Below are 25,833 nucleotides of genomic sequence, written 5' to 3'. Positions count from 1 at the left end.
GACCGCGGCGGCCGGATCCGATACCCGCCGATACGGGTCGGGGAAGCGGTTCCGACGCGCCGTCCGATAGCACGCGGAAACGAACACGACGACCCGCCGGATTCGGCGATAGGTTCCCCTTTACGATGGGTGGCCACCGCCGTGCCTCGCACCGCGACAGCGACGACCAGCCCACGAAAGAGACAAAGGACCCTTACGTGAACATCCGCTCCCTCACTCGAGGCGACGGCGTGGTGATCGGAGCAGCGGTGTTGCTGTTCATCGCCTCGTTCCTCGATTCCACCGGCGGCCCGGACTGCTCGGGCCCGCTCGCCAAGTACTGCGAGGCCCAGGACTACAGCAGCATCAACGCCTGGGACGTGCTGTCGACCCTCATGAGCGTGTACCTGGCCGGTGTGATCGCCGCGGCGATCATCGCCGTCACCCGGATGCTGCCGCAGCAGCGCAAGGTCGCGGGGCTCGACCTCGGCCAGCTCGGCGTCGCCCTCGCCCTCTTCGCCGCGTGGACGGCGTTCTGGACCATCATCGACTCCCACAACGCCGGTGCCGGTCTGATCCTCGGTCTGATCGCCGCGCTGATCCTGGCCGGCGGCGCGGTCGCCACGCCGCTCGTCCCGGCGCTGAAGGTCGCCCTGATCGGCGCCCCCAAGGCTCCGGCCGCCGCCCCGTACGGGGCCGGCCCCACCCCGGGTTACGGCTACCCCGGCGCGCAGCAGCAGGCGAGCCAGGGCTACGGCTACCCGGGCGGCCAGCAGCCGCAGGCGGGGCAGACCCACGGGCAGCAGGCTCCGGTCGACGCCACGGCCGGCGGCCCGGCGGGCGCCACCCCGGCGGCCGGAAGCCCGGCGGACTTCGCGCCGTTCTGGTTCGCGGTGCCCGTCGCGCGCCCGCTGTACGGCGAGGACGGCGCTCCGGCGCCGATCGCCGAACTGGCGCCCGGCACCTGGTACCTCGCGGTGGAGCAGCGCGGCCAGGCCCTGATCGCGCAGACCCAGGACGGCCGGCGCGGGGTCCTGCAGGACACCACCGGCATCCAGCGCGGCTGACACCGGACGGGCCGCCGGGCGAAGAGCCCGGTGGACCACCGGACGCACAGCGGTCCTTTCGCGGCCCCTCGCCCCTCGCGGGCGGGGGGCCGTTGCACTGCCCGCGAGGCCGCCGTACAGTTCGCCGGACACCCGAACCTGACGAATCGTCAGACGCGGGTGGGCGAGCGGTCACCGTCGGAGAGAGGCGATCAGCATGCGACTCGGTCTGGCACTGGGCTACTGGGGACGCGGCCCCGACCCCCGGCACCTCGAACTCGCCCGCGAGGCCGAGCGGCTGGGCTACGACTCGGTGTGGACCGCGGAGGCCTGGGGCTCGGACGCCTTCACCGCGCTCACCTGGATCGCCGCCCACACCTCCCGCGTCCGGCTGGGCACCGGCATCGCGCAGATGGCCGCCCGCACTCCCACCGCCACCGCGATGCACGCCCTGACCCTGGACCATCTCTCGGGCGGACGGCTGCTGCTGGGCCTGGGACTGTCCGGACCGCAGGTCGTCGAGGGGTGGTACGGGCGGCCGTTCCCCAAGAGCCCGCTGACCGCCACCCGGGAGTACGTGGAGGTGATCCGCCAAGTCCTGCGCCGCGAGGGGCCGGTGGAGCTGGACGGGCTCTTCCACCCCCATCCCTACCACGGCGCGGACGGCACCGGCCTCGGCAAACCGCTCAAGCCCATCACCCACCCGCTGCGCCCCGACCTGCCGCTCCTGCTGGGCGCGGAGGGCCCCAAGAACATCGCCCAGACGACCAGGATCGCGGACGGCTGGCTGCCGCTGTACTGGTCTCCGCAGCGCACCGACGTCTACCGGGCGTCGCTGGCGCAGGCCCCCGAGGGCTTCCTCATCGCCCCGATGGCGCGCGCCATGGTCTGCGACGACGTCGCCGAGGGGCTGCTGCCGGTCAAGGCGATGCTGGGCTTCTACATCGGCGGAATGGGCCACGCGGCCAAGAACTTCCACGCCGACCTGATGGCGCGGATGGGCTTCGAGGAGGAGGCCCGGCGGGTGCAGCGGCTCTTCCTCGAAGGCCGCAGGGAGGACGCCGTACGCGCCGTGCCGGACGCCTTCGCCGACGAGATCTCCCTGGTCGGCCCGCGGGAACGGATCGCGCAGCGGCTGGAGTCGTGGCGCACGGGCCCGGTCACCGACCTGCTGGTCACCGCGCCGGACCCGCACACCCTACGGGTGCTGGCCGAGCTGAACTCCTGAGCGCCGCCGGCACCCCGCTCCCAGCCGGCGCCTCACTCGAAGGACGCCCACGCCAGCCACCGCTCCAGCAGGGCACGGTCGCCCAGCACCTCGACCCGGTCGCTGTCGGCGGGCAGCCTGCGGTAGACGACGCGGAGCACGTCGGTGAGGGGGCCGCGGAGCGCCACCGCCGCCTTCTCATGGGCGCGGCGGTGGGTGAGCCGCTCGCCGGTGAGGTCGAGGAACCACTCGGCGTTCAGCTCGGGCGGGGTGTCGGTGGCGTGGAGGTGGATGCTGCGGCCGGCACCGAAGAGGCCCTCTCCGCGCTCGGCGAAATGGTCCGCCACCACCGGCAGTTCGCAGATCTGCAGCCACTCCTCCAGGCAGTCGGCGGCGACCTCCTGCGGGACCTCGAAGCCGGTGCCCGCGGCGAGCGCCGCATCGGCACGGTGGATCACCGTCTCATGGGCCATCCGGCGGGCCCAGAACCCCGTGCGCTGCACCGGCGACCAGGTCCACACCTCGGTGTCGGGGCCGGCCTCCCGCAGCGCCGCCACGGCCTGCTCGACGCCGGCCGCGAGCCAGGCGTCCAGGGCCGCGGCGTCCTCGCCCTCGGGTCCCTCTCCCTCCGGGACGTCGGCCTCGTCGACATCCTTCGCGGCGCGGGTGGCGACGATCGTGCCGGCCCAGCGGTGCGCGCCGCCCACATGGCGGGCCAGATCGGCCAGCGTCCAGTCGGGGCACGTGGGAACGGTCGCGGACAGATCGGCACTGCGCACGATCGCCCGGAACTTCTCGGTCTCGGCGAGGAGCTGGGCGCAGTATTCCTCATGGGTGAGGGAGCCTTGGAGAGTCATGCGGCGCACAGTAGTGCGCCGCGCTCCGGCCCGGCCTCCCAATTTGCGCGGGGGCCGGGCCTGCTGCGTGCCGGGCGTCCCGCCTACCGGCAGCAGTCCGGGTCGAGCCCCGTCGGCAGCCGCTCGCCGCCGAAGACCGACGTCGTCGCCTCGTCACCGCCCACGGCCGCGACCGCGAGCAGCAGCGAACCGGCCGTCCAGGAGGTGAGTTCGCGCGGCCAGATCGCGTCGTCGTCGAAGACGTAGCCGGTCCAGTACATGCCGTCCTCGGCGCGCAGATGCTGTATCCACTTGAGGATCTGCACGGCCCGCTCGGACTCCCCCATGGCCCACAGGGCGAGTGCCAGCTCCGCGCTCTCGCCGCCGGTGACCCAGGGGTTGGGCAGTACGCAGCGCACGCCCAGACCCGGCACCACGAAGTCCTCCCAGGCGGCGTCGATGCGCTCCCTGGCCGCCTCGCCGCGGACCGCTCCGCCCAGGATCGGGTAGTACCAGTCCATGGAGTAGCGGCCCTTGTCCAAGAACCGCTCGGGGTGGCTGCGTATCGCATGGCCCAGCCGGCCGACCGCCAGCTCCCAGTCGGGCTGGGGCTCCTCGCGCTGCTCGGCGAGCGCGAGCGCGCAGCGCAGCGCCTGGTAGATGGAGGACGAGCCGGTCAGCAGCGCGTCGTTGACGGGAGTGCCGTCGTCCTCGCGCTTCCAGCCGATCTCGCCGCCGGGCTGCTGGAGCTCCAAGACGTAGGCGATCGCCGAGGAGACCGCGGGCCACATGCGGTCGACGAAGGCCTCGTCGCCGGTCGACAGGAAGTGGTGCCAGACGCCGACCGCGATGTACGCGCAGAAGTTGGTCTCCCGGCCGCGGTCAGTGGGCGCTTCGGCGTCACCGTCGGCGTAGGCCGCGTACCAGGAACCGTCCGGGTTCTGGTGGCGTGCCAGCCAGTCGTACGCGGCCTCGGCGCGCTCGTGTTCGCCGGCCGCGTCCAGGGCCATGGCGGCCTCGGTGTGGTCCCACGGGTCGAGGTGGTGGCCCCGGAACCAGGGGATCGCGCCGTCCTCGCGCTGGGTCGCCAGGATGCCGGCGACCGTACGGGCCGCCTGTTCAGCGGTGAGCACCCCCGGCAGGACGAGCCGTTCGGTACGCCCGGGACTCGTCACTTGGCGGCCCCGGCGGAGGACTTGGTGGCGGACTTGGTGGAGCGGCGGGGGCGCTTGGCGGGCTCGGCGGCCGGCGCCTCGGGCAGATGCGGCTTGGTGGCGTAGACGACGAAGCTCTTGCCGATGACGGGGTTCAGCGCCCGCTCGGCGAGCCGGGTGGCCAGCGGCTTCTTCATGATGTCCCAGACCAGCAGCTTGTGGTACGCCTGCACCGGCAGCGCCTTGTCGTTGTCCACCCCGAAGGCGCACTTGAGCCACCAGTAGGGGCTGTGGAGCCCGTGCGCGTGGTGCGTGCCGTAGGGCTCCAGGCCTGCCTCCCGCATCTTGTCGAGCAGTTCGTCGCCGCGGTAGATGCGGATATGGCCACCCTCGACCTCGTGGTAGGCGTCGCTGAGCGCCCAGCAGATCTTCTCGGGGCCGTAACGGGGCACCGTGACGGCGATCCGGCCGCCGGGCCGCAGGACGCGCACCATCTCGGCGAGCACACCCTTGTCGTCCGGGATGTGCTCCATCACCTCGGAGATGATCACGACGTCGAAGCTGTCGTCGGGGAACGGCAGGGCCAGCGCATCGCCTTCCATGGCGGTGGCTGAGGCGCCCGCGGGGGCCTCGCCCGCCTCCTCCATCGCCGCGAACCACTTGGCGACCTCGCGGATCTCCTCGCCGTTCTGGTCGAGGGCGACGACCTGCGCGCCGCGCCGGTAACACTCGAAGGCGTGCCGGCCGGCGCCGCAGCCCAGGTCGAGCACGCGGTCGCCCGGAGCGAGCGGGAAACGGGAAAAGTCGACGGTCAGCACGGGGTTCTGCTTTCGTCAGGCGGTTGTGGGCAGTCGGCGCGGAGCGCCGTCTTCTGGGGGTGGAGGTCGGGCGACGGGCGGGCGGTGGTGGCTGCGAAGAGCTGAAGCGGGGGCGGGTCAGGTGCGCGCGGTGCGGGCGGCGGCCCGGCCGCCCTGGAGGGCGATCGCCTCGCGGTAGCGCTCGGCGGTGCCGAGGGCGGCCTGCCGCCAGGTGAAGCGGGCCAGTACCCGCTCCCGGCCGGCGGCGCCGAGCCGGCGGCGCAGCGCCTCGTCGCCCAGGAGACGGAGCAGTCCGCCGGCGAGCGCGTCGGCGTCGCCGGGGGGCACCGCGAGGCAGGTCTCGCCGTCGGGCCCGGCGACCTCGGGGATCGCGCCACCGGTGGTGGCCAGCAGCGGGGTCCCGGTGGCCATCGCCTCGGCCGCGGGCAGCGAGAAGCCCTCGTAGAGGGAGGGGACGCAGGCGATCTGGGCACTGCGGACGAGGTCGACCAGTTCGCCGTCGCTGATGCCCTTGACGAACTCGATGGCGCCGGTGAGCCCGAGCCGCTCGATGGCGGCGGCGACCGGCCCGTCGTCGGCGCGTCTGCCGACGACCACCAGGTGGGCGTCGGGATTCTCGGTGCGCACCTTGGCGAGTGCCTCGACGAGGTGGATCAGACCCTTGAGGGGCACGTCCGCGCTGGAGGTGGTGACGATCCGGCCCGGCACCTCCGGGACGGCGGCATCCGGGGAGAACAGGTCGGTGTCGGCACCGATGTGGACGACGTGGATGCGGCCGGGGTTCACCCCGAGGTCGTCGACGATCTCCTGGCGGGAGGAGCCGGAGACGGTCAGCACGGACGGCAGCCGCCGGGCGACGCGCTTCTGCATCCGGGTGAAGCCGTACCAGCGGCGGACCGAGGCGCGGCGCTTCCAGCCGTCGGCGGCCTCGAGGTCGAGCCGCCGGTCGACGGTGATGGGGTGGTGGATGGTGGTGACCAGCGGAGCGCCGAGCGCACCGGGACCACCGAGCAGACCGTAGCCGAGGGTCTGGTTGTCGTGGACGACGTCGAACTCGCCGCGGCGGGCGGCGAGATGGCGCCGGGCGCGCAGCGAGAAGGTGAGCGGCTCGGGGAAGCCGCCGGTCCACATCGTGCCCACCTCAAGGGCGTCGACCCAGTCGCGGTACTCGCCGCGTCCCGGCGTGCGGAACGGGTCCGGCTGACGGTAGAGGTCCAGGCTCGGCAGCTCGGTCAGCACCACGCCCTCGTCGAGGACCGGGTAGGGCTGGGCGCCGATCACCTCGACGGTGTGGCCGAGGCGGGCCAGCTCGCGCGAGAGGTGGCGTACATAGACGCCCTGTCCGCCGCAGAACGGGTTCCCCTTGTACGTGAGCATCGCGATGCGCAGGGGGCGCCCGCGGTCGCCGGAGTGGGGGGCCTGGGTGCGCACCGGGCGCTCGCCGTTCGTCGGGGCGGAGGCCGAGGAGGCCTCAGCGGGGCGAGGCGCGGCTGCCTGGACGGCCTCTGCGGTCACGCTCGGCCCCCTTCTCACTGGACTTTCGCCGGAGCGTAACCGCTGGCGGTAATCTAGAACAAGTTACAGAACTGACGGGCTACTGATCAGTTCACCGAGCTTCGAATCTACCGGCCAGGACCGATGCGAAAAGAGCCGCACCAGGTGATTCGCGCCACCACCCGCCCCCCTGCCATGCTGTGCCGATCGAACCACCGGCACTCACCGCATCGCGGACGGAATGCCATGGAATGGGAAATATGACTACGGAATCCAAGGCGGCCAAACCGGCGCTTCCCGCGAGTCCTCCCCTGACGGAGCGTCAGGAGGCCCGGCGCCGCCGCATCCTGCACACCAGCGCCAAGCTGGCGTCCCGTGGCGGCTTCGACGCCGTGCAGATGCGCGAGGTCGCCGAGTCCTCGGGCGTCGCGCTCGGCACCCTCTACCGCTACTTCCCCTCCAAGGTGCATCTGCTGGTCGCCACCATGCAGGACCAGCTCCAGCACATGCACGAGACGCTGCGCAAGCGTCCGCCGTCGGAACAGGACCCGGGCGCGCGGGTCGCCCAGACCCTGATGCGGGCGTTCCGCGCACTGCAGCGCGAACCGCACCTCGCGGATGCGATGGTGCGCGCACTGACCTTCGCCGACCGTTCGGTGAGCCCGGAGGTGGACACCGTCTCGCGGCTGACGACGGCGATCATCCTGGACGCGATGGGGCTGGACGTCGCCCCCACCCCGGAACAGCTCTCCGCGGTACGGGTCATCGAGCACACCTGGCACTCGGCACTGATCACCTGGCTGTCGGGCCGGGCCTCGATCGCCCAGGTGAAGATAGACATCGAGACGGTGTGCCGCCTGATCGACCTGACGGCACCGGAGGCGGCCCGGTAGGGGGCCTTGGTAGGGGACGGCCTTGGTAGGGGACGGCCTTGGTAGAGGTCCCTGGCCGGGTCGAGGTTCGCCCCGCGGTCCGCGCGGGTAGTCGGCCCGTAGGGGGCCCATCGAACCCCTACGGGATCGCCACCCCCGCCCCCTAAGGCCCCCAATCCCCCGCCCCGCTCACTCCTCCGGCGGGAAGACCGCCTCGCCGCTGCCGGCGACGGTGATGATGATCGCCTCCACGGGACACCCCTCGGCCGCCGCCAGAACGCTCTCGGTGGCGTCCGCCTCCGGCGCCACGGGGTGCGATTGACGGGCCGTGTCCAGCCGGAAGCCGTCCGGTGCCGCGCCGACGCACATCCCCGACCCGATGCAGACGCTCCGGTCCACCTCCACCCGCCAGCGGTCCGCCATCAGGCACCCGCCGGCAGGTGGATCATCTTGTGCTCCAGGTACTCGCCGAAGCCCTCGGGGCCGAACTCCCGGCCGATACCGGAGTTCTTGTAGCCGCCGAACGGGCCGAGCATGTCGATGCTGAAGGTGTTCACCGAGTACGTACCGGTGCGCACCTGCCGCGCGATGTCGATGCCGTGGTCGACGTCGGAGGTCCACACCGAGCCGGACAGCCCGTAGTCGGAGTCGTTGGCGATCCGCACCGCCGCCGACTCGTCGTCGTACGGCAGCAGGCAGATGACCGGGCCGAAGATCTCCTCGCGGGCGATCCGCATCGAGTTGGCGACCTCGCCGAAGAGGGTCGGCTCGACGTACCAGCCCGTGTCCTGCCCCTTCGGCCGGCCGCCGCCGGTCAGGACCTTGGCGCCTTCCTGCTGGCCGAGCGCGATGTAGTCCAGCGAGCGCTGCTGCTGGCGGCGGGCGACCAGCGGGCCCACCTCCGTGGCCGGATCCAGCGGGTCGCCGACGGTGAGCGCGGAGGCGGCCGCGGTGAACCGTTCGGCGATCTCGTCGTAGTGGCTGCGCGGTGCGAGGATCCGGGTCTGGGCCACACAGGCCTGACCGTTGATCATCCAGGCGAACGGCACGATGCCGGCCACCGCCGCGTCCAGATCCGCGTCCGGCAGGATCACCGCGGCGGACTTGCCGCCCAGCTCCAGTGTGACGCGGCTGAGGTTGCGGGCCGCGACCTCCATGACCCGCCGGCCCGCCGCGACCGATCCGGTGAACGACACCTTGTCCACTCCTGGATGCCCGACCAGGTACTCGCTCACCTCGCGGTCCGCCGGCAGGATCGACAGCACGCCCTCCGGCAGCCCGGCCTCGGACGCGATCTCGGCGAGGAGGTACGCGTCCAGCGGGGTCTCCGGTGACACCTTCAGCACGGCCGAGCAGCCGGCCAGCAGGGCGGGGGCGAGCTTGGCCGCGGCGGTGAACTGTGGCACGTTCCACGGCACCACGGCCGCGACCACCCCGACCGGCTCCCGCCGTACGAGGATCGGCCCCAGCACGCCGGCCCGCCGCTCCTCGAACGGAGCGCTGCCGTCCGCGGGTTGCCCCTCGTCGCCCCCGAAGCCGCGGGCCACCGTGAGCGCCGAGTCCCAGGCCAGCACCGAGGCCAGCGACTGCACCATGACGCCGGAGGTGAACGGGGTGCCGTTCTCGGAGCTGATGACCCTGGCGATCTCCTCGCTGCGCGCGGCGAAGGCGTCCTTGATACGGGTCACCACCGCGATCCGTTCCGCCAGCGGGGCGTTCGCCCACACCCCGGACTCGAAGGACGCGCGGGCCGCGGCCACCGCACGGTCGACATCGGCCCGCGAGGCGTGCGGGACGCGGCCGATGACCTGTTCGGTGTGCGGTGAGACGACCTCGATCGTGTCCCGGCCGGCCGGATCGACCAGTTGTCCGCCTATGTAGAGCTTTCCGTGCTCGACGAGGTCGCTCATCGCTGCCGCCTCCTGCGGGTTGGCCGCCTGTCCGATGTGGGGTGCGCACCTACGCGGACCGTCTGGCGCCGACCGTGTGAGGTGCGTGTGCCACAGCGCTGTATTGCCGGGCATCGTGGTGCTGGATCGCTGGGTTGCTGGATCGCTGGTTGCCTGATTGCCGGGTTGCTGAATCGCTGGATTGATGGATTACCGGATTGCCGGATTGCTGCGAACCGACATCTGGCACTGCGTCAGTCGATCGCCTCGGGACTGCTCGGTTTCACCACGCCAGAAACTGATACCAGTTCTAGTTGGAGGAGTCCACGGCGCCGACCAAATCGCCACCGCCACCCCAACCACCATGCACTGGAGGCGAGTTCAGGCCGCCTTGAAACCAGTTCTAGTTATAGTGAGAGGGCAGGTGCGGGGTGACGGGGCGTACGCGACGGGGTGTACGCCACACCGAGAGGGGACCGGGATGACCACGCAGGTGATCGACCACCGAGGCGGGGTGTGGAGCATCGCCGTCCCCATCCCGGACAACCCGCTCGGCCACACCCTCGTCCACCTCCTGGAGACCGACCGCGGGCCGGTGCTCATCGACACCGGCTGGGACGACCCGGACTCCTGGGACGCCCTCGTCGCGGGCGTGGCCGCCTGTGGCTTCGCCCTCACCGATCTCCACGGCGTCCTGATCACCCACCACCACCCCGACCACCACGGCCTCTCCGCCAAGGTGCGGCAGGCGTCCGGCGCCTGGATCGCGATGCACGCCGCGGACACCGCCGTGGTCCGCCGGACCCGCGAGGCCGAGCCGGGCGAGTGGCTCGACTACCTGATCGCCAAGCTCGCGGGCGCGGGCGCGCCGGACGACCATCTGGCACCGCTGCGGGAGGCACGCGGCAACGGGCGCGGCCGGAGACTGCCCGGCCGACAGGCGGCGCTGCCGGACCGCGGGATCGAGCCCGGCGAGCTGCTCGACCTGCCGGGACGCCGAGTGCGGGCCATCTGGACTCCGGGGCACACGCCGGGGCATGTGTGTCTGCACCTGGAGGAGGGTCATCCGGGCGAGGACCATCCGGGCGAGCGGGCTCGCGGCTTCGGCCGACTCTTCTCCGGCGACCACCTCCTCCCGGGCATCACCCCGCACATCGGCCTGTACGGGGACCCGGACGACAGCACGGTCACCGACCCCCTGGGCGACTACCTCGCCTCCCTCGAACGCGTCGGCCGGCTCGCCCCCGCCGAGGTGCTGCCCGCCCATCAGCACGCCTTCACCGACGCCGAGGGGCGCGTACGCGAGCTCATCGCCCACCACGAAGAGCGGCTCTCCGGGCTGAGAACGCTGCTCCGCGAACCCCTCACCCCCTGGCAGCTCGCCGTGGCCATGGAGTGGAACCGTCCCTGGGAACAGATCCCGTACGGCTCCCGGAACATCGCCGTCTCGGAGGCCGAGGCACATCTGCGGCGCCTGGTGAAGCAGGGGGACGTGGAGCGGGTACCCGGCTCCGATCCGGCGACGTACCGGGCGGTGTGACGCACTTGGGGGGGTGTGACGCACAGGAATGGGAGGGTGTGACGCACAGGGGGGTGTGACGAACCCCGCCGCCTCGGCCTTCCCCGGCTCGTACGTGCGGGGCGGGCCCCGTCCGGGCGCCGGTTAAGGTGTGCGGGACAACTTCATCCGTACCCGATCGGGGGAAGCCGGTGGAAATCCGGCGCTGACCCGCAACCGTGAGGACGGCCGTCGGCCCGCGCACTGCGCGGCGCTCCCGGCCGTACGAGCCGGAGCACCCGTTGGGGCACGACCAAGGCTCCCGCCACCGGAACCGCCGCCCGCCCGGACGGACGGCCCGGTGCGCGGCACCGTCGAGGTATACGGAGCTGAGCCCGGTGCCACCGCGCCCGATCGCAGGATCGGTGCCCGGCGGTCGTCCGAGCGCGGCTGCGTACCACCGCCGCGACCCGACCCGAGAGGCACCGACCCGATGGCCCCCATGGCTTCCATGGCTCCCCAGGCCCCTTCGACGCACCCTGTCGCCTTCCTGGCGCGCCGCGCCGCCATGGCGCTGACGGCCGTGGCGGTGCTGGGCACGGCCACCGCCCCCGCCGCGTCCGCGGAGCCCGCGGCCGCCCCGTCGACGTCGCCCAAGAAGCTGCCCGACGGGCTGTACGGCACCAAGGACCCGCAGTACGACGGTGTCTGGCGGCAGTCGCTCGCGCTGCTGGCGCAGGACACGGTCGGCGTACGGCCCGCGGCCTCGGCCGTGGACTGGCTGGTCGGGCAGCAGTGCGCCGACGGCTCGTTCACCGCCTTCCGCGCCGAGCCGAAGCAGCCCTGTGACGCGAAGGCGATGCGGGACACCAACCAGACGGCCGCCGCGGTGCAGGCGCTGGCCGCGCTCGGCGGGCACGGCGAGACCGTGAAGAAGGCCGTGAGCTGGCTGAAGTCGGTGCAGAACGACGACGGCGGCTGGAGCTCGATGGCCGGCTCGGCCAGCGACGCCAACTCCACCTCCGTCGTCATCGGCGCGCTCACGGCGGCCGGCGAGAAGCCGGAGTCGGTCACGTCGAAGAAGGGCGGCAGGACTCCCTACGACGCGCTGCTGACCTTCCAGCTGGGCTGCGCGGCGAAGGAGGGCGAGCACGGCGCGTTCACCTTCCAGCTCAAGGGCGCGGCGCCGAACGCGGACGCCACCGCGGCCGCCGCCACCGGAGCCCTGGGCAAGGGCTTCGTCGTCGCACCGGCCAAGAAGGGGGCTGACACCCCCGTCAAGCCTCTGACCTGCAAGGACGGCAAGCCGGAGAAGTCCGCCGATGCGGCGCGGGCCGCGGACGGCGGCGCCGCCTACCTCGTCGACCAGCTCGACCGGAACGGACAGCATCTGCTCTCCGCGATGCCGGGCCAGGAGGAGCAGCCCGATGTCGGCAACACCGCGGATGCCGTGGTGGCGCTGGCGGCCGGCTCGCACGGGGCCGCCGCCCAGAAGCCGCTGAAGTGGCTGGAGAAGAACGCCGCGGGCTGGGCCAAGGAGAACGGTCCGGCCGCCTACGCCCAGCTGGTGCTCGCCGCGCACGCCACCGGCGCCGACCCGCGCTCCTTCGGAGGCAGCGACCTGGTGGCCGCGCTGAACGCGACCGGGCCCAAGCCTGCCGGTACCGCCTCGCCGGCCGCCGAGGGCACCGAGGACCACAAGGACGGCGACGGCGGCGTCAACGTCTGGTGGGTCGTCGGGGTCGCGCTCGCCTTCGGCGCCGGCATCGGCTTCCTGCTGAGCGGCCGTAAGAAGAAGAACGCGCTCTGATGCGGCCGAGGCAGCTGCTGCAGCCGATGCGGCGCACCCGGATCGCCGGCGTGCTGCTGCTGGCCGGCGCGGTCACCGGGCTGGCCACCGGGCCGGCCCACGCGCAGGAGTACCGCTACTGGTCCTTCTGGGACGGCGGCAGCGGCGGCTCCTGGGCCTACGCCACTCAGGGGCCGGCAACGGTGCGCCCGGCCGACGGCGCGGTCGAGGGCTTCCGCTTCACCGTCAGCGCCGACTCCGCCGCGGCCGGCAAGCCGCGCGCGGCCGCCGACTTCGACGCGATCTGCCGCGAGACGCCCGCCAAGGACGGCCGCAAGCGGATCGGCGTCGTCATCGACTTCGGCACCGCGGCGGACGCTCCCGACGGCGAGCGGCCGCCGAAGGCCCGGACGGAGTGCGCCCAGGTGGCCGAGGACGCCTCGGCGGGCGAGGCACTGGCCGCGGTCGCCGGGTCGCTGCGCTATGACCCCAATGCACTGCTGTGCGCCATCGCCGGCTACCCGGAGTCGGGGTGCGCGGACCAGGTGAGCGGGTCGGACGGGGCGAAGGAGTCCGCCGACCCGGAGAAGTCCGCCGACCGGCGAGGTGCGGCCGGCGCGAAGGGCACGGACGGGGCGAAGGGGGCCGGCTCCGAGGGTGACGGCGGGCCGTCCGCCGGGCTGCTCGGCGGTGTCGCGGCCGTCGTCGTACTGGGTGCGGCGGCCGTGTGGCAGGCGCGCCGTCGGCGCGGATGAGCGCCCCGCAGGCGACCCGTACCACCGCGTTGCACGCCGGCGCCTGGTGGCTGTGGGCCCTCGGCCTGGCCACCGCGGCCTCCCGCACCACCAACCCGCTGCTGCTGGGGCTGCTGGTGGGCGTGGCCGGCTATGTCGTCGCGGCGCGGCGCACGGACGCGCCCTGGGCCCGCTCGTACGGCGCGTTCGTCAAGCTCGGCCTCGTCGTGATCGCCATTCGGCTGGCCTTCGCCTTCGTCCTCGGCTCCCCCATCCCCGGTACGCACACCCTCGTCACGCTGCCCGAAGTGCCGCTGCCCGACTGGGCGAAGGGCGTCCGGATCGGCGGCCGGGTCACGGCGGAGGGCATGGTCTTCGCGCTCTACGACGGACTGAAGCTGGCCACCCTCCTCATCTGCGTGGGCGCCGCCAACGCGCTGGCCAGCCCCTCGCGGTTGCTGAAGTCCCTGCCCGGCGCGCTGTACGAGGCGGGGGTGGCAGTCGTCGTCGCCATGACCTTCGCACCCAACCTGGTCGCCGACGTCCAGCGGCTGCGCGCCGCCCGACGGCTGCGCGGCCGCCCCGACCGCGGCTTCAAGGCACTGCTCCAGGTCGGCGTACCGGTGTTGGAGGGCGCGCTGGAGCGCTCCGTGGCCCTGGCCGCGGCCATGGACGCCCGCGGTTACGGCCGCAGCGCCCAAGTGCCCCGCGCCGTACGTCACCTCACCTCCGTCCTCACCCTCGGCGGCCTGCTCGGCATCTGCGCCGGGACCTACGGCCTGCTCGGCGGCACCGGCGCCGGCTACGGTCTGCCGCTGCTCCTCGCCGGGCTGGCGGCCGCCCTCGCCGGCCTGTGGCTCGGCGGCCGCCGCTCCCTGCGCACCCGTTACCGCCCCGAACGCTGGGGCCCGCGGGCCTGGCTCGTCGCGGGCTCCGGCATCGCCGTGGCCGCCCTGATGATCTGGGCGAACGCCTACGCACCGGCTGCCCTCCACCCGCCCGCCGTCCCCCTCACTACCCCTGTGCTTCCGCTCTGGCCCGCGGCGTCCGTGCTGCTGGGACTGCTCCCCGCGGTGGTGGCACCCCTCCCGAGGCCCACGGACCGAGTGCGGCGCGGAACCCGGCCGCAGGGCCCGAGGGAGCGCGGCAGCCGATCCGGGCACGGGGACCGCTCGAGCAGGGGTCCGGACCGTACGGACCCCCGCGGTCCGGACCGTACGAGCCCTCGCGATACGGACCGTACGAGCACGGGCCACGACGGCGGCAACCTCAGCCGGCTCCGCAGCCGCGGTCACAGCCACAGCCACAGCCACAGGCGCGGTCACAGCCAGGGCCAGGTCCAGAACCAGGGCAGGGGCCAGGACCGGGGCCGGGGCCAGGACCGGGGCCAGGACCGTGATCCTGGTGACGGCCGCGGCGGGGGCCACAGCCACCCCGACGATCCCCCTCCGTACAAGAAGGAGCCGACCCAGTGATCCGGTTCGAGCAGGTGTCGGTCACCTACGGCGACGGCGCGGCACCCACGGTCCAAGGCATCGACCTGACCGTCCCCGAAGGCGAACTGTGCCTCCTGGTCGGCCCGTCCGGCGTCGGCAAGTCCACCGTCCTGAACGCCGTCTGCGGGCTGGTCCCCCACTTCACCGGCGGCACTCTGCACGGACGCGTCACCGTCGACGGCCGCGACACCCGCACCCACAAGCCACGCGAACTCGCCGACGTCGTCGGCACCGTGGGCCAGGACCCCCTGGCGCACTTCGTCACCGACACCGTCGAGGACGAACTCGCCTACGGTATGGAATCCCTCGGGCTCGCCCCCGGTGTGATGCGCCGCCGCGTCGAGGAGACCCTGGACCTGCTGGGCCTGGCCGACCTGCGCGACCGCGCCATCACCACCCTCTCGGGCGGCCAGATGCAACGGGTGGCGATCGGCTCGGTCCTCACCACCCACCCCAAGGTCCTGGTACTCGACGAGCCGACCTCGGCCCTCGACCCGGCCGCCGCCGAAGAGGTGCTCTCCGTACTCCAGCGCCTGGTCCACGACCTCGGCACGACCGTCCTGCTGGCCGAACATCGCCTGGAGCGCGTCGTCCAATACGCCGACCAGGTCATCCTCCTCCCCTCCCCCGGCGCCGCCCCCGTGATGGGAACGCCCGCCGACATCATGGCCATCTCCCCCGTCCACCCACCGGTGGTCGCCCTCGGCCGCCTGGCCGACTGGTCCCCCCTCCCCCTCACCGTCCGCGACGCCCGCCGCAAGGCCACCGCCCTCCGCGAACGCCTGACGGGAGTGACCCCGCCCGCCCCGGGAACGAGCTCCCCCGGGACGGCCCCCTCCCCGGCCCCCGGCACCACACCACCCGGCGCCGAGGCGGTTGCCGGAGCGGGTCCCGGGACAACGGCCCGGCCGGGTGCCGAGACGGTCGCCGCGGCAGAGACCAGGACAGGGGCCGGGACAGGCGCCGGGACGGGCGCCGAGGCAGGTGCCGAGGCAGGTGCCGAGGCAGGTGCCGAGGCAGAGACTGCTCCGGCGATCCGAGGCGGTCGCGCCGCACGGGTCCCGGACGGTGTGGTCGCGCGAGCTCCGAGCGGTGCCGTCGCGGCGGTCTCCGGGCTCGGTGTTCGCCGGGGGCACATGGACGCGTTGTATCGGGTGGATCTGAACGTCCGGGCCGGCGAGACCGTTGCCCTGATGGGGCGCAACGGCGCGGGAAAGTCCACGCTCCTCGGCACCCTCGTCGGAATGCACCAGCCCTCCGCCGGTACGGTCCGCGTGGGCGACGCCACTCCTCACCGCACCAGCCCCCGTGCCCTTCTGCGACACGTCGGGCTGGTTCCCCAGGAACCCCGCGACCTGCTCTACGCGGACACCGTCGCCGCCGAATGCACCATGGCGGACCAGGACGCGGGCGCTCCCGCCGGCAGCTGCCGGGCCCTGGTGACCCAACTGCTGCCCGGTGTTCCGGACTCTGCCCACCCCCGTGATCTGTCCGAGGGCCAACGCCTCGCGCTCGCCCTCGCCGTCGTACTGACCGCACGTCCTCCGCTGCTCCTCCTCGACGAGCCCACCCGCGGCCTGGACTACGCCGCCAAGGCCCGCCTGATCGAAGTCCTGCGCACCCTGGCCGCCGACGGCCACGCCATCATCCTGGCCACTCACGATGTGGAACTCGCCGCCGAACTGGCGCACCGCGTGGTGATCCTCGCGGACGGTGAGGTCGTCGCCGACGGTCCCACCGACGAGATCGTGGTCTCCTCTCCCTCCTTTGCTCCGCAGGTAGCCAAGGTGCTCGCTCCGTTGCCCTGGCTGACCGTTCCTCAGGTGGCCCACGCTCTGGAGGCCACCGGATGACCTCGCACCCACAGCACCCTGACGACAGCCACCTCCTCTCCGACTCCGACTCCGATTCCGACTCCGACGTCGGGGTCGGCGTCGGCGTCGGCGTGGGCGTCGGCGTGGGCGCCACCTCCACCTCCACCTCCACCTCCAGCGTCTGCGTCGGCTCCCCCCTCCGCACGAGCCGTCAGGCCCGGGCAGTACGGCTCGGTCCCCGGTCCATCGCCGCACTGGCCCTGGTCTCAGCCATCGGCGTGATGGCTTTCGGATGGCCGCTGCTCGCCGATTCCGCCTCCGGCCTCGCCCATTCCAAGGACGCGCCCTGGCTGTTCGCCGCGCTGCTGCCGATGCTGCTGGCCGTGGTCGTCGCGACCATCGCCGACACCGGCCTGGACGCCAAAGCCATCGCCATGCTCGGCGTACTGGCCGCGGCCGGAGCCGCCATGCGCCCGCTGGGCGCGGGAACGGCCGGAATCGAGCCGATGTTCTTTCTGATGGTGTTGTCGGGCAGGGTGCTCGGGCCCGGATTCGGCTTTGTGCTGGGCTCCGTGGCGATGTTCGCGTCGGCGCTGCTGACCGGCGGAGTCGGCCCATGGATGCCGTTCCAGATGCTGACGATGGGATGGGTGTCGATGGGCGCCGGCCTGCTGCCGGGGCCCGACCGGCTCCGCGGCCGCCGCGAGCTGGCCATGCTCGCCGCCTACGGCGCGGTCTCCGCGGTCCTCTACGGCCTCATCATGAACCTCCAGGGGTGGCCCTATATCGCCGGCATGACCTCGGGGGTCTCCTTCGTCCCGGGCGATCCGCTGGAAGAGAACCTCGCCCGCTATATCGCCTACTGCCTTGCCACCTCCCTCGGCTGGGACCTGCCCCGCGCCCTGGTCACCGTGATCCTCACCTTCACCTTGGGCGGCACCGTCCTCAAGGCACTGCGCCGCGCCACCCGCCGCGCCGCCTTCGACGTCCCTGTCACCTTCACCTCTGATCCACCCCGCGGGGCCGCCTGACCTGGACGACCGCGCCTCGCCTCGCCGGCTGCCCTGGGCCCGTGCGGAACCGGGCTCAACGGGAGACGGGCTCAGCGGGAGACGGGCAAGGAACGGGCTATCGCAGGCTCCGAGCGCAGGAACGAGGTGTAGTGGTCGGCGTCCGCGCCCTGGTCGACGACCGTGGCCCGAGCGCCGTACCGCGCCAGTTCCCGCGCGCAGCTGCGGGTGTTGGCTATCGGTACGTCGCGATCGCCGGTTGCGGAGTAGAGGGTTATCCGAATGCCTCGGCCGGGCTGCCAGTCACAGGTGCGGTCGTTGGCACGAAGGGATTCCAGCAGAGCGCCGGACGGGCGCTGAAGTTTCTGGTACCAGGTGTCGGTCAGCAGGTCTTCGAGGCGCTCGGGCAGTTTGCCGGCGATGTCCTCCGCCGGGTGGTCACCGTCGAAGAGGTCCTCGACGCGGTCGGCATAGGGGGCTCGGAACACATCGCTCGGATCGTCGTAGAGCGGGTGCAGGCGGTTCTGGGCGGTGAGGAAGAAGGAGACGTAGAAGACGGCGGACTGCGGGTCGACTCGGCCGTCGAACATCCCGGGGAGTTCGCTGCCGTCCAGGTCGTACGGTCCCGCGACCGGGGCGAGCGTTCCCAGGCGGAATCGGGGATCAGCGCCGCGGTCCAGCTCACGGCCCAGTGCCATGGCGACCTGCCCGCCCTGTGAGAAGCCGGTGACGGACACCGTGCGATCGAGAGCGGCGCCGAGCTTCGGAGCGGCCGAACGGGCCGCCCGGAGCATGTCCAGGGAGGCCGATGCCGCGGATCGGGCGTCCATGTACGGGTGGCGGCCGGGGCCTGTGCCGAGGCCCAGGTAGTCGGGGGCGAGGGCTACGCGGCCGGCGGATGCGTACAGCACCGATACCGCTCGGTCGGGGCCTTCCGCGACCGAGGGCGCATAGCCCCGGTAGGCAAGGGTGCCGTGAGCATGGATCACGGGCGGGAGGTGACGGTGGCTGGTGCCGACGGGGAGTGCCAGCAGACCGGACGCGCTGGTGGGCCGGCCATCGGGGGTGATCGTGCGGTAGGTGAGGCGGTATGCGGCGACGCCGTGCCGCGCGGTCTCCGCGTCCAGGCCCGCCTTCTGCGCCTGGGCGATGATCTCGGCTCTGCTCCGCCGGCCCAGAGGCGTGATGGAGAGGACTTTCCCACGCCAGGTCGCCGTGCGGGATGCGGCGCCGGCGCCGGCACCTGCCGCCTTCGTCTGCTCCTGTCCAGTGGGCTGCGATGCGTAGGCCGAGGAAGTCGCGAGGGCCGGGGCCGTCGTGAGCGCCGCGAGCAGAAGGGCGGCACCGGTGGCCAGACCGCGTGAGACGCGACGGCGCCCGCTCGGTCCGCGCGGGGCGTCGGACAAGCACGATGCGCCGGACGCAGATGAGGGTGGAGCCGAAGCTGGGGTTAAGGCTCCAGGTGAAGAGGAAGCCGCAGGTGAATGCGGTGCGGGCTGCTGAGTGCTGTTCGTCATGTCTTCGACGGTACGGAGATGCCGCTCGTCGCAGAATGCGGTTTCCCGTACAACTCACCTGCGGTTTTCCGCAGGTTGGGAGCGGCCTGCCGCTCCATCGCGCGCAAGGACCTCACTACACCCGCCCACCCCCCGTAAGGGGGGTGGGCGGCGGGGAAAAAACATAAGCAGCCACACCCCCTGAGCCGCCCCCCTGCCACCGCCGCAGCCACCACAGTCGGCACAACCGCTACATCCGCTACATCCGCTACATCCGCTACATCCGCTACATCCGCTACATCCGCTACATCCGCTGAATGATCGTCCCTGTGGCCAGTGCCCCGCCCGCGCACATCGTGATGAGGGCGAATTCCTTGTCTCTGCGCTCCAGTTCATGGAGGGCGGTGGTGATCAGCCGGGCGCCGGTGGCGCCGACCGGGTGCCCCAGGGCGATGGCGCCCCCGTTGACGTTCACCTTTTCCAGGTCCTGTTCGAAGACCTGCGCCCAGGAGAGCACGACGGAGGCGAAGGCTTCGTTGATCTCGACCAGGTCGATGTCCTTGAGGGACATACCAGCCTTGCCGAGCACGGCGCGGGTGGCGTCGATCGGGCCGTCCAGGTGGAAGTGCGGATCGGCGCCGACCAGCGCCTGGGCCACGATGCGGGCCCGTGGCTTGAGTTTGAGGGCGCGCGCCATCCGCTTCGACGCCCACATCACCGCGGCGGCGCCGTCGGAGATCTGCGAGGAGTTGCCCGCCGTGTGGACTGCGGTCGGCATCACGGGCTTGAGGCCGCCCAGCGCCTCCATACTGGTGTCGCGCAGGCCCTCGTCGCGGTCGACCAGCCGCCACATGCCCTGCCCGGCGGCCTGCTCGTCCTCCGTGGTGGGCACCTGGACGGCGAACGTCTCCCGTTTGAACCGCTCCTCCGCCCAGGCAGCGGCGGCCCGCTCCTGCGAGATCAGACCGAGCGAGTCGACGTTCTCCCGGGTCAGCCCCCGGTTGCGGGCGATGCGTTCGGCCGCCTCGAACTGATTCGGCAGATCGACGTTCCACTCGTCGGGCCAGGGCTTGCCGGGGCCGTGCTTGGAGCCGCTGCCGAGCGGCACCCGGGACATCGCTTCGACGCCGCAGCCTATGCCGATGTCGATGACACCGCTCGCGATCATGTTGGCGACCATGTGGTTGGCCTGCTGGGAGGAACCGCACTGGCAGTCCACGGTGGTCGCCGCGGTCTCGTACGGAAGGCCCATCGTCAGCCAGGCGTTGCGCGCCGGGTTCATGGACTGTTCGCCGGCGTGGGTCACGGTGCCGCCGACGATCTGTTCGACGCAGTCGGGCTGGATGCCCGTACGCGCGAGGAGTTCGCGGTATGTCTCGCCCAGGAGGTAGGCGGGGTGGAGGTTGGCGAGCGCACCTTGGCGCTTGCCGATGGGAGTGCGTACTGCTTCGACGATGACGGGTTCCGCGGCCATGACTGACTCGTCCTCTCCTCGCGCCCGCGGGCGTCCCGGCACCCACGGAAGAAGAACTAGTACGCGTTCTAGTTCCGCAAACAGTCTTATGAGCCGCCCTCCGGGGCGCAAGAGGCATGCAAGCCCCTTGTCCGCAACAGGAGTCGCGCCACCCCTTGCCACTTATAGAACTCGTTACTACCTTCACCGCGACCCCACACCTGATGAGCCGTCAGAAGTCCCGGATGGAACCACGGACCAGGAGTCGCCGATGCCATGCCCAGCGCTGCCCGAGGGGTTCGACTTCACCGACCCCGACGTCTACCAGTCCCGCGTTCCGCTCCCCGAGTTCGCCCAGCTGCGGCAGACCGCGCCCGTGTGGTGGAACGCCCAGCCGCACGGCATCGCCGGCTTCGACGACGACGGCTACTGGGTCGTCACCCGCCATCAGGACGTCAAGGAGGTGTCCACCAAGCCGGAGCTCTTCTCCGCGAACCTCAACACCTCGATCATCCGCTTCAACTCGGCCATGACCCGCGACCAGATCGACGTACAGAAGCTGATCATGCTGAACATGGACCCGCCCGAACACACCAGGGTCCGCCAGATCGTGCAGCGGGGATTCACCCCGCGCTCCATTCGCGCCCTGGAGGAGGCGCTGCGTGACCGGGCGGCCCGGATCGTCGCCGAGGCGCGGGAGAAGGGCACCGGGGACTTCGTCACCGATGTCGCCTGCGAGCTGCCCCTCCAGGCCATCGCCGAGCTCATCGGCATCCCCCAGGACGACCGGGCCCGCATCTTCGACTGGTCGAACAAGATGGTCGCGTACGACGACCCGGAACTGGCCATCACCGAAGAGGTCGGCACCAACGCGGCGATGGAGCTGATCTCGTACGCGATGAACCTGGCCGCAGCACGCAAGGAATGCCCGGCCAAGGACATCGTCAGCCAACTGGTGGCGGCCGAGCACGAGGGGAATCTCGGCTCCGACGAATTCGGGTTCTTCGTCCTGCTGCTGGCGGTCGCCGGCAACGAGACGACCCGCAACGCCATCACGCACGGCATGCACGCCTTCCTCACCCATCCCGACCAATGGGAGCTCTACCAGCGCGAACGTCCCGCGACGGCGGCCGAGGAGATCGTGCGCTGGGCGACGCCGGTGGTCTCCTTTCAGCGCACCGCCACCCAGGACACCGAACTGGGCGGAGCAAAGATCAAGAAGGGTCAGCGGGTCGGGCTCTTCTACTCCTCCGCCAACAACGACCCCGAGGTCTTCGACCACCCCGAGGTCTTCGACATCACGCGAGACCCCAATCTGCACTTGGGTTTCGGGGGCGGCGGGCCTCACTTCTGCCTCGGCAAATCCCTGGCGGTCCTGGAGATCAACCTGATCTTCAACGCCATCGCGGACGCCATGCCCGGAATCTCGCTGGCCGGTGATCCACGGCGGCTGCGCTCGGCGTGGCTCAACGGTGTGAAGGAGCTTCAGGTTCGCTACAGGTGAGGGGTCGATGGGGCCGATAAGCGGGCCGATGCACGCCGCCGCGGCGCACCCGGCCGCCGCCGCTCTCCCGGCGGGCTGAAGGAGCTGACGGTCCGACAGGCGACTGTCGAATTCACTGCGCTCAGTGGTCGTCGCCGACCATCGGGCGCAGCGGTATGTCCGAAACTGTTCGTCTCTCAACCTTGCCAGTAGCCATGGGCGGACTTACATTCAACTCGCCAGTAACACTTGGCGGTTGCTCGGTTCGCCGAGTCACGGAGATCGTCCAGTTCACCCCGCTCACTCAGTTCACCCGGCACACCGCATTGGGGCACGGTGCGGTAGCCCGCCGGGTGGGGCCGCACGCGCTCTCCCCCCATGCACACACCGGCTCGGATCGGCTCGGCTCGGCACCTCACGCGCGTCTTCAGCACCACCCGGTACCGCGGTGCGCCACGCAGCACCGCGGAGCACCACACCCGTATCACGGTGCACCACACCCCACATCACGATGCGGCACGACGCACCGCGACGTAACGCATCGACGTCTCTCCCCCCACGTGTTGCGACAGTGCGCTCCACGCTCTTCGAAGGGGACTCACACCATGAAGGACGCACACGGCAGACCTGTCACGGGACGCATCAGCTGGCGGAGGTTCGCCGTGCTGTCCGTCCCGGCCCTCGCCGGCACGGCGGCCCTGGGCATCGCCCTGGCCAACGGGGCACTGGCGGCGTCATTCGCCGTATCGGGACAGCAGTTCAAGGTGTCCGCGGACGGCCTCAAGGGCGAGGGATTCGCCCAGTACGGCAGTGTCGACACCAATGCCAGGGGGGAGCTTCTCCCGGTCGCGGTCACCGCCATCAGGACGGCACAACTGAACAATCTCTGTCAGTCGGTGGTCACTCATCTGCCGGTCATCGGCGACATCTCGCTCAATCTCCATGCCGGTACGGGCACCAAGCCCGTCGAGGCGGCCAACCTGTTCGTGGACGCCACCCAGCTCTCCGGCAACGCGTCCTTCAACAACATCGAGATCGGCCGGGACGCCTCCACCCTGGACAAGGGACCGGCCAGCGCCCAGGGCATGCAGGACCTCTTCGCTCAACAGGCCGACGACGTCAGCATTGGCAAACTGCGGCAGACCGCCTGGGCCACCAACGCGGGAACGTTCAAGCTCTCCGGGCTGAGCATGAAGATCTCCAAGGGCAAGAAGGAATGCTTCTGACCTGGCGGCGCTGGCGGACGGGGCGGCCCTTCTGGGGCGGTCTGGCGGCCCTTGTCGCCGGCGTCGAGATCTGCGCCATCCCTCTGGCGCCGCTGAAGGTCATGCTGCAACAGGGCATCGCCGGTATCCCCTCAATACTGATGGGGCTGGTGATGATCGTGATGGGGCTCTCGGCGTGGTTCGCGCCGCACTACCGGGGCATCGCGGGCGTACTCACCGTCTTGTGTGCGGCGGCCGCACTGGTGATGTCCAACCTCGGGGGCTTTCTGATCGGCACGGTCATCGGAATTCTCGGCGGTTCGATGATCTTCGCCTGGCAGCCGGTCGTCGGCGAGCACCACACGAACGAAACCTGACGGCGCATGGCCGCATGCCCTCGTGACCTGACGGCGCATGGCCGCATGGCCGCATGCCCTCGCGACCGGTCGGCAGGACGCCCCTCCACCGCTCCATCGCCTGCCGCGCGACCGCGTCTTCCATCCCCCCGCCGCGTAGTCCCGTACGTCGCGCTTCCCGCACTCCCCCCGTACTCCCCATACCCCCCGCTCCCCCACCTCGCGCTCCCGCCCCCCTCGGGAAGGAAACTCAAAATGACGATGACGCAGCCCACACACACCACACAGCCCACGCAGCTCACACGCACCACACAGCCCATGCAGCTCTCGCAGCCCAACCCCCGCACTGCCCGCCGTACGTCCCGTAGGCACGCAGTGCGGACCGCCGGCGCAGGGATCGCCGCGTTAGCCGCACTGTCCATCGGTGTACCGGCCTCTGCCGCGGCGCAGTCCGGCGGGGCTCCGGCAGCCGCTGAGGCCGCCACGACTGTGACCCCCGCGGGCCACGGCTTCACCGCCGCGCTCAGCGGCAAGGCCACCTTCACCGCCGGCTCGGTGACCGTCACCTGTACGGCCTCGACTTCCAGCGGGCAGGTGCCGGCCGCACCCGACAACCACAACGAAGCCGGGTCGGTGAGCAGTTCCACGACCCCGGCCACATACGGCTCCTGCACCACGAGCATGCCCGGTGTCAGCGCGACCGTGAGCACGTCCGGCACATGGGGTGTGGCCATGCAGAACGGGACGCCGGTGACCGCCGGACTGACCATTCCCTCCGGCGGATTCGTCCTCAGGACCAGCGGGCTGGCATCCTGCACCGTCACCGCGGCCCCCACCACGGCGGCGACGGTGAACGGCACCTGGACCAATGGCGCACCGTCCACCCTCGCCTTCACCAATGCGGCGGTGCCGGTGAAGGTGGTGGGCGGTTTCGGCTGCCCGACCAGTGCGACCAGCTCGACGTTCAACGCCACCTACCAGGTCACCGACACCACCGACCCCACGTCCCAGATCACCGTCACCGGCTGAGCGCGGACCGCGCGAGGACCTCGCAGGAACCGCGGGCGTACCGCGCGGAACCGCTCAGCGTGTGGTCAGGCCGACGGCCGCCACGGTCACCAGCACCGCCACGGACAGCGTGCCGCTGACGAACGCGGTGATCAGCCGACGCCTGAGCGCCCGGTAGACACTCCGGTATTCGGTCCGCAGAGTGGCGCTGCGGACCGCGATGCGCTCCAGATAGGCCCGCGAGGCGTCGCGCTGATCCTCGCAATAGCGCAGTTCCACTTCCTGCCGCTGGGTGTCGGTGAGCCAGGGCAGGCCGGCGCAGAAGGCAGCCGCGCGGGTGCGGGCGCGGTCCTTCTCCGCCTCCCAGAGGAGATACCCCTCGATCTCGTTGACTGCGCGTTCCATCTGCAGGGGTTCATTCATGTGCACGGGCTCGTTCATACGCGGGACCCGATTTCAGTGCTGTGCGTGGCCTCCGAATTCGCCAGGGACGCGACCTCTCGCGCGATCTCCGGGTGGTGCAGGTCGAACGCCGGGGATTCGGAGCGAATGCGCGGCAGGGTGAGGAAGTTGTGCCGCGGCGGCGGGCAGGACGTCGCCCACTCCAGCGAACGGCCGTAGCCCCACGGGTCGTCGACCTCGATCTTCTTGCCGTACTTCGCCGTCTTCCAGACGTTGTAGAGGAACGGCAGGAGGGAGAGTCCGAGGACGAAGGAGAAGATGCTGGAGACGGTGTTGAGGGTGGTGAAACCGTCGGCAGCGAGGTAGTCGGGGATACGGCGCAACATGCCCTCGGCACCGAGCCAGTGCTGGACGAGGAACGTGCCGTGGAAGCCGATGAACAGCGTCCAGAACGTGATCTTGCCGAGCCGCTCGTCCAGCATCTTGCCGGTGAACTTCGGCCACCAGAAGTGGAAACCGGAAAACATCGCGAAGACGACCGTGCCGAAGACGACGTAGTGGAAGTGGGCCACGACGAAGTACGAGTCGGAGATGTGGAAGTCCATCGGCGGCGAGGCCAGGATGACACCGGTCAGACCACCGAAGACGAAGGTGATCAGGAAGCCGATCGCCCACAGCATCGGCGTCTCGAAGGACAGTGAGCCCTTCCACATCGTGCCGATCCAGTTGAAGAACTTCACACCGGTCGGCACCGCGATCAGGAACGTCATGAACGAGAAGAACGGCAACAGCAC

Annotated in this window: 22 protein-coding genes, 1 pseudogene and 1 riboswitch; of the genes and pseudogenes, 13 read left to right on the top strand and 10 right to left on the bottom strand. The window is 71.3% G+C overall.

Annotation, left to right across the window (positions count from 1 at the left end):
* Positions 1-197 precede the first annotated feature (197 nt).
* Together ACFWZH_RS35300 and ACFWZH_RS35295 are read left to right on the top strand one after the other, a co-directional pair.
* A complete protein-coding gene (locus tag ACFWZH_RS35300) occupies positions 198-1,046 on the top strand; it encodes a DUF5336 domain-containing protein (RefSeq protein ID WP_384441035.1) in 849 nt (282 codons plus the stop codon).
* 196 nt (positions 1,047-1,242) lie between these two features.
* Positions 1,243-2,253 carry an LLM class F420-dependent oxidoreductase gene (locus ACFWZH_RS35295; protein WP_384441032.1) on the top strand — a complete coding sequence of 337 codons (1,011 nt, stop codon included), beginning with the start codon at positions 1,243-1,245 and terminating at the stop codon, positions 2,251-2,253.
* Between the two features lie 32 nt (positions 2,254-2,285).
* Here the strand turns inward: ACFWZH_RS35295 and ACFWZH_RS35290 are convergent, their stop codons facing one another.
* The 4 genes from ACFWZH_RS35290 to ACFWZH_RS35275 form a co-directional block, all read right to left on the bottom strand.
* Positions 2,286-3,089, bottom strand: coding sequence for a maleylpyruvate isomerase family mycothiol-dependent enzyme (locus tag ACFWZH_RS35290; RefSeq protein WP_384441029.1), 804 nt, complete (start codon positions 3,087-3,089; stop codon positions 2,286-2,288).
* Between the two features lie 83 nt (positions 3,090-3,172).
* On the bottom strand, positions 3,173-4,243 hold the full coding sequence (locus ACFWZH_RS35285; protein ID WP_384441026.1) for a prenyltransferase/squalene oxidase repeat-containing protein: 1,071 nt from the start codon (positions 4,241-4,243) through the stop codon (positions 3,173-3,175).
* The gene (locus tag ACFWZH_RS35280; RefSeq protein WP_384441023.1) at positions 4,240-5,040 is read right to left on the bottom strand and encodes a methyltransferase domain-containing protein; all 801 of its coding nucleotides are present in this window, start codon (positions 5,038-5,040) and stop codon (positions 4,240-4,242) included. The genes ACFWZH_RS35285 and ACFWZH_RS35280 overlap by 4 nt, the downstream gene beginning before the upstream one ends.
* A 117-nt stretch (positions 5,041-5,157) precedes the next feature.
* Positions 5,158-6,555 (bottom strand): glycosyltransferase family 4 protein, encoded by a 1,398-nt coding sequence (locus tag ACFWZH_RS35275; RefSeq protein ID WP_384441020.1) that lies wholly within the window; start codon positions 6,553-6,555, stop codon positions 5,158-5,160.
* A gap of 239 nt (positions 6,556-6,794) precedes the next feature.
* On the opposite strand from ACFWZH_RS35275, the gene ACFWZH_RS35270 reads away from it, so the two are divergent.
* The gene (locus tag ACFWZH_RS35270) at positions 6,795-7,427 is read left to right on the top strand and encodes a TetR family transcriptional regulator (RefSeq protein ID WP_384441017.1); all 633 of its coding nucleotides are present in this window, start codon (positions 6,795-6,797) and stop codon (positions 7,425-7,427) included.
* Between the two features lie 168 nt (positions 7,428-7,595).
* Here the strand turns inward: ACFWZH_RS35270 and ACFWZH_RS35265 are convergent, their stop codons facing one another.
* Positions 7,596-7,829 carry a ferredoxin gene (locus tag ACFWZH_RS35265; protein WP_384441014.1) on the bottom strand — a complete coding sequence of 78 codons (234 nt, stop codon included), beginning with the start codon at positions 7,827-7,829 and terminating at the stop codon, positions 7,596-7,598.
* On the bottom strand, positions 7,829-9,316 hold the full coding sequence (locus tag ACFWZH_RS35260; RefSeq protein WP_384441011.1) for an aldehyde dehydrogenase: 1,488 nt from the start codon (positions 9,314-9,316) through the stop codon (positions 7,829-7,831). Before ACFWZH_RS35260 ends, ACFWZH_RS35265 begins: the two co-directional genes overlap by 1 nt.
* Positions 9,317-9,776: 460 nt before the next feature.
* On the opposite strand from ACFWZH_RS35260, the gene ACFWZH_RS35255 reads away from it, so the two are divergent.
* From ACFWZH_RS35255 to ACFWZH_RS35230, 6 genes and pseudogenes are all read left to right on the top strand, one after another.
* Positions 9,777-10,835 (top strand): MBL fold metallo-hydrolase, encoded by a 1,059-nt coding sequence (locus ACFWZH_RS35255; protein ID WP_384441008.1) that lies wholly within the window; start codon positions 9,777-9,779, stop codon positions 10,833-10,835.
* A 137-nt stretch (positions 10,836-10,972) separates the two neighbouring features.
* Positions 10,973-11,115, top strand: a riboswitch (cobalamin riboswitch).
* Between the two features lie 171 nt (positions 11,116-11,286).
* Positions 11,287-12,603 carry a prenyltransferase/squalene oxidase repeat-containing protein gene (locus ACFWZH_RS35250; RefSeq protein WP_384441005.1) on the top strand — a complete coding sequence of 439 codons (1,317 nt, stop codon included), beginning with the start codon at positions 11,287-11,289 and terminating at the stop codon, positions 12,601-12,603.
* Positions 12,604-12,629: 26 nt separating this feature from the next.
* Positions 12,630-13,337 carry an SCO2322 family protein gene (locus ACFWZH_RS35245; protein ID WP_384441073.1) on the top strand — a complete coding sequence of 236 codons (708 nt, stop codon included), beginning with the start codon at positions 12,630-12,632 and terminating at the stop codon, positions 13,335-13,337.
* A pseudogene (locus tag ACFWZH_RS35240) lies at positions 13,334-14,455 on the top strand (CbiQ family ECF transporter T component); the annotation flags it as partial. The gene ACFWZH_RS35245 and the pseudogene ACFWZH_RS35240, both read left to right, overlap by 4 nt.
* Before the next feature lie 332 nt (positions 14,456-14,787).
* Positions 14,788-16,665 (top strand): ABC transporter ATP-binding protein, encoded by a 1,878-nt coding sequence (locus ACFWZH_RS35235; protein ID WP_384441002.1) that lies wholly within the window; start codon positions 14,788-14,790, stop codon positions 16,663-16,665.
* The gene (locus tag ACFWZH_RS35230; protein ID WP_384441000.1) at positions 16,662-17,657 is read left to right on the top strand and encodes an ECF transporter S component; all 996 of its coding nucleotides are present in this window, start codon (positions 16,662-16,664) and stop codon (positions 17,655-17,657) included. The genes ACFWZH_RS35235 and ACFWZH_RS35230 overlap by 4 nt, the downstream gene beginning before the upstream one ends.
* A gap of 71 nt (positions 17,658-17,728) precedes the next feature.
* Here ACFWZH_RS35230 and ACFWZH_RS35225 read toward each other — a convergent pair whose 3' ends face one another.
* Together ACFWZH_RS35225 and ACFWZH_RS35220 are read right to left on the bottom strand one after the other, a co-directional pair.
* Entirely contained in the window at positions 17,729-19,042 is a 1,314-nt protein-coding gene (locus ACFWZH_RS35225) for an alpha/beta hydrolase family protein (RefSeq protein ID WP_384440997.1), read from the bottom strand.
* 394 nt (positions 19,043-19,436) lie between these two features.
* A complete protein-coding gene (locus ACFWZH_RS35220) occupies positions 19,437-20,606 on the bottom strand; it encodes a steroid 3-ketoacyl-CoA thiolase (RefSeq protein WP_384440995.1) in 1,170 nt (389 codons plus the stop codon).
* A gap of 250 nt (positions 20,607-20,856) precedes the next feature.
* Here ACFWZH_RS35220 and ACFWZH_RS35215 point away from each other — a divergent pair, with 250 nt between their 5' ends.
* From ACFWZH_RS35215 to ACFWZH_RS35200, 4 genes are all read left to right on the top strand, one after another.
* Positions 20,857-22,089 carry a cytochrome P450 gene (locus tag ACFWZH_RS35215; protein WP_384440992.1) on the top strand — a complete coding sequence of 411 codons (1,233 nt, stop codon included), beginning with the start codon at positions 20,857-20,859 and terminating at the stop codon, positions 22,087-22,089.
* 584 nt (positions 22,090-22,673) lie between these two features.
* The gene (locus ACFWZH_RS35210; RefSeq protein ID WP_384440989.1) at positions 22,674-23,294 is read left to right on the top strand and encodes a DUF6230 family protein; all 621 of its coding nucleotides are present in this window, start codon (positions 22,674-22,676) and stop codon (positions 23,292-23,294) included.
* The gene (locus ACFWZH_RS35205; RefSeq protein ID WP_384440986.1) at positions 23,285-23,650 is read left to right on the top strand and encodes a DUF6114 domain-containing protein; all 366 of its coding nucleotides are present in this window, start codon (positions 23,285-23,287) and stop codon (positions 23,648-23,650) included. Before ACFWZH_RS35210 ends, ACFWZH_RS35205 begins: the two co-directional genes overlap by 10 nt.
* A gap of 297 nt (positions 23,651-23,947) precedes the next feature.
* Positions 23,948-24,658 (top strand): hypothetical protein, encoded by a 711-nt coding sequence (locus ACFWZH_RS35200; RefSeq protein WP_384441070.1) that lies wholly within the window; start codon positions 23,948-23,950, stop codon positions 24,656-24,658.
* Positions 24,659-24,712: 54 nt separating this feature from the next.
* On the opposite strand, the gene ACFWZH_RS35195 is transcribed toward ACFWZH_RS35200, so the two are convergent.
* Positions 24,713-25,078 (bottom strand): hypothetical protein, encoded by a 366-nt coding sequence (locus tag ACFWZH_RS35195; protein WP_384440983.1) that lies wholly within the window; start codon positions 25,076-25,078, stop codon positions 24,713-24,715.
* On the bottom strand, positions 25,075-25,833 hold a 759-nt coding region (locus ACFWZH_RS35190), incomplete at its 5' end, for a cbb3-type cytochrome c oxidase subunit I (RefSeq protein ID WP_384440980.1). The genes ACFWZH_RS35195 and ACFWZH_RS35190, both read right to left, overlap by 4 nt.

The sequence above is a fragment of the Streptomyces sp. NPDC059008 genome (assembly GCF_042749045.1).
Classification (GTDB): domain Bacteria; phylum Actinomycetota; class Actinomycetes; order Streptomycetales; family Streptomycetaceae; genus Streptomyces.
This window is presented reverse-complemented; position numbering and strand designations above follow the sequence as displayed.

What these genes read in the sequence shown, in the direction of transcription:
- ACFWZH_RS35220 (WP_384440995.1), bottom strand. Translation starts at nt 20,606, where the DNA reads ATGGCCGCGGAACCCGTCATCGTCGAAGCAGTACGCACTCCCATCGGC.
- ACFWZH_RS35290 (WP_384441029.1), bottom strand. Translation starts at nt 3,089, where the DNA reads ATGACTCTCCAAGGCTCCCTCACCCATGAGGAATACTGCGCCCAGCTC.
- ACFWZH_RS35230 (WP_384441000.1), top strand. Translation starts at nt 16,662, where the DNA reads ATGACCTCGCACCCACAGCACCCTGACGACAGCCACCTCCTCTCCGAC.
- ACFWZH_RS35200 (WP_384441070.1), top strand. Translation starts at nt 23,948, where the DNA reads ATGCAGCTCTCGCAGCCCAACCCCCGCACTGCCCGCCGTACGTCCCGT.
- ACFWZH_RS35210 (WP_384440989.1), top strand. Translation starts at nt 22,674, where the DNA reads ATGAAGGACGCACACGGCAGACCTGTCACGGGACGCATCAGCTGGCGG.
- ACFWZH_RS35270 (WP_384441017.1), top strand. Translation starts at nt 6,795, where the DNA reads ATGACTACGGAATCCAAGGCGGCCAAACCGGCGCTTCCCGCGAGTCCT.
- ACFWZH_RS35260 (WP_384441011.1), bottom strand. Translation starts at nt 9,316, where the DNA reads ATGAGCGACCTCGTCGAGCACGGAAAGCTCTACATAGGCGGACAACTG.
- ACFWZH_RS35205 (WP_384440986.1), top strand. Translation starts at nt 23,285, where the DNA reads ATGCTTCTGACCTGGCGGCGCTGGCGGACGGGGCGGCCCTTCTGGGGC.
- ACFWZH_RS35265 (WP_384441014.1), bottom strand. Translation starts at nt 7,829, where the DNA reads ATGGCGGACCGCTGGCGGGTGGAGGTGGACCGGAGCGTCTGCATCGGG.
- ACFWZH_RS35245 (WP_384441073.1), top strand. Translation starts at nt 12,630, where the DNA reads ATGCGGCGCACCCGGATCGCCGGCGTGCTGCTGCTGGCCGGCGCGGTC.
- ACFWZH_RS35250 (WP_384441005.1), top strand. Translation starts at nt 11,287, where the DNA reads ATGGCCCCCATGGCTTCCATGGCTCCCCAGGCCCCTTCGACGCACCCT.
- ACFWZH_RS35255 (WP_384441008.1), top strand. Translation starts at nt 9,777, where the DNA reads ATGACCACGCAGGTGATCGACCACCGAGGCGGGGTGTGGAGCATCGCC.
- ACFWZH_RS35295 (WP_384441032.1), top strand. Translation starts at nt 1,243, where the DNA reads ATGCGACTCGGTCTGGCACTGGGCTACTGGGGACGCGGCCCCGACCCC.
- ACFWZH_RS35195 (WP_384440983.1), bottom strand. Translation starts at nt 25,078, where the DNA reads ATGAACGAGCCCGTGCACATGAATGAACCCCTGCAGATGGAACGCGCA.
- ACFWZH_RS35215 (WP_384440992.1), top strand. Translation starts at nt 20,857, where the DNA reads ATGCCATGCCCAGCGCTGCCCGAGGGGTTCGACTTCACCGACCCCGAC.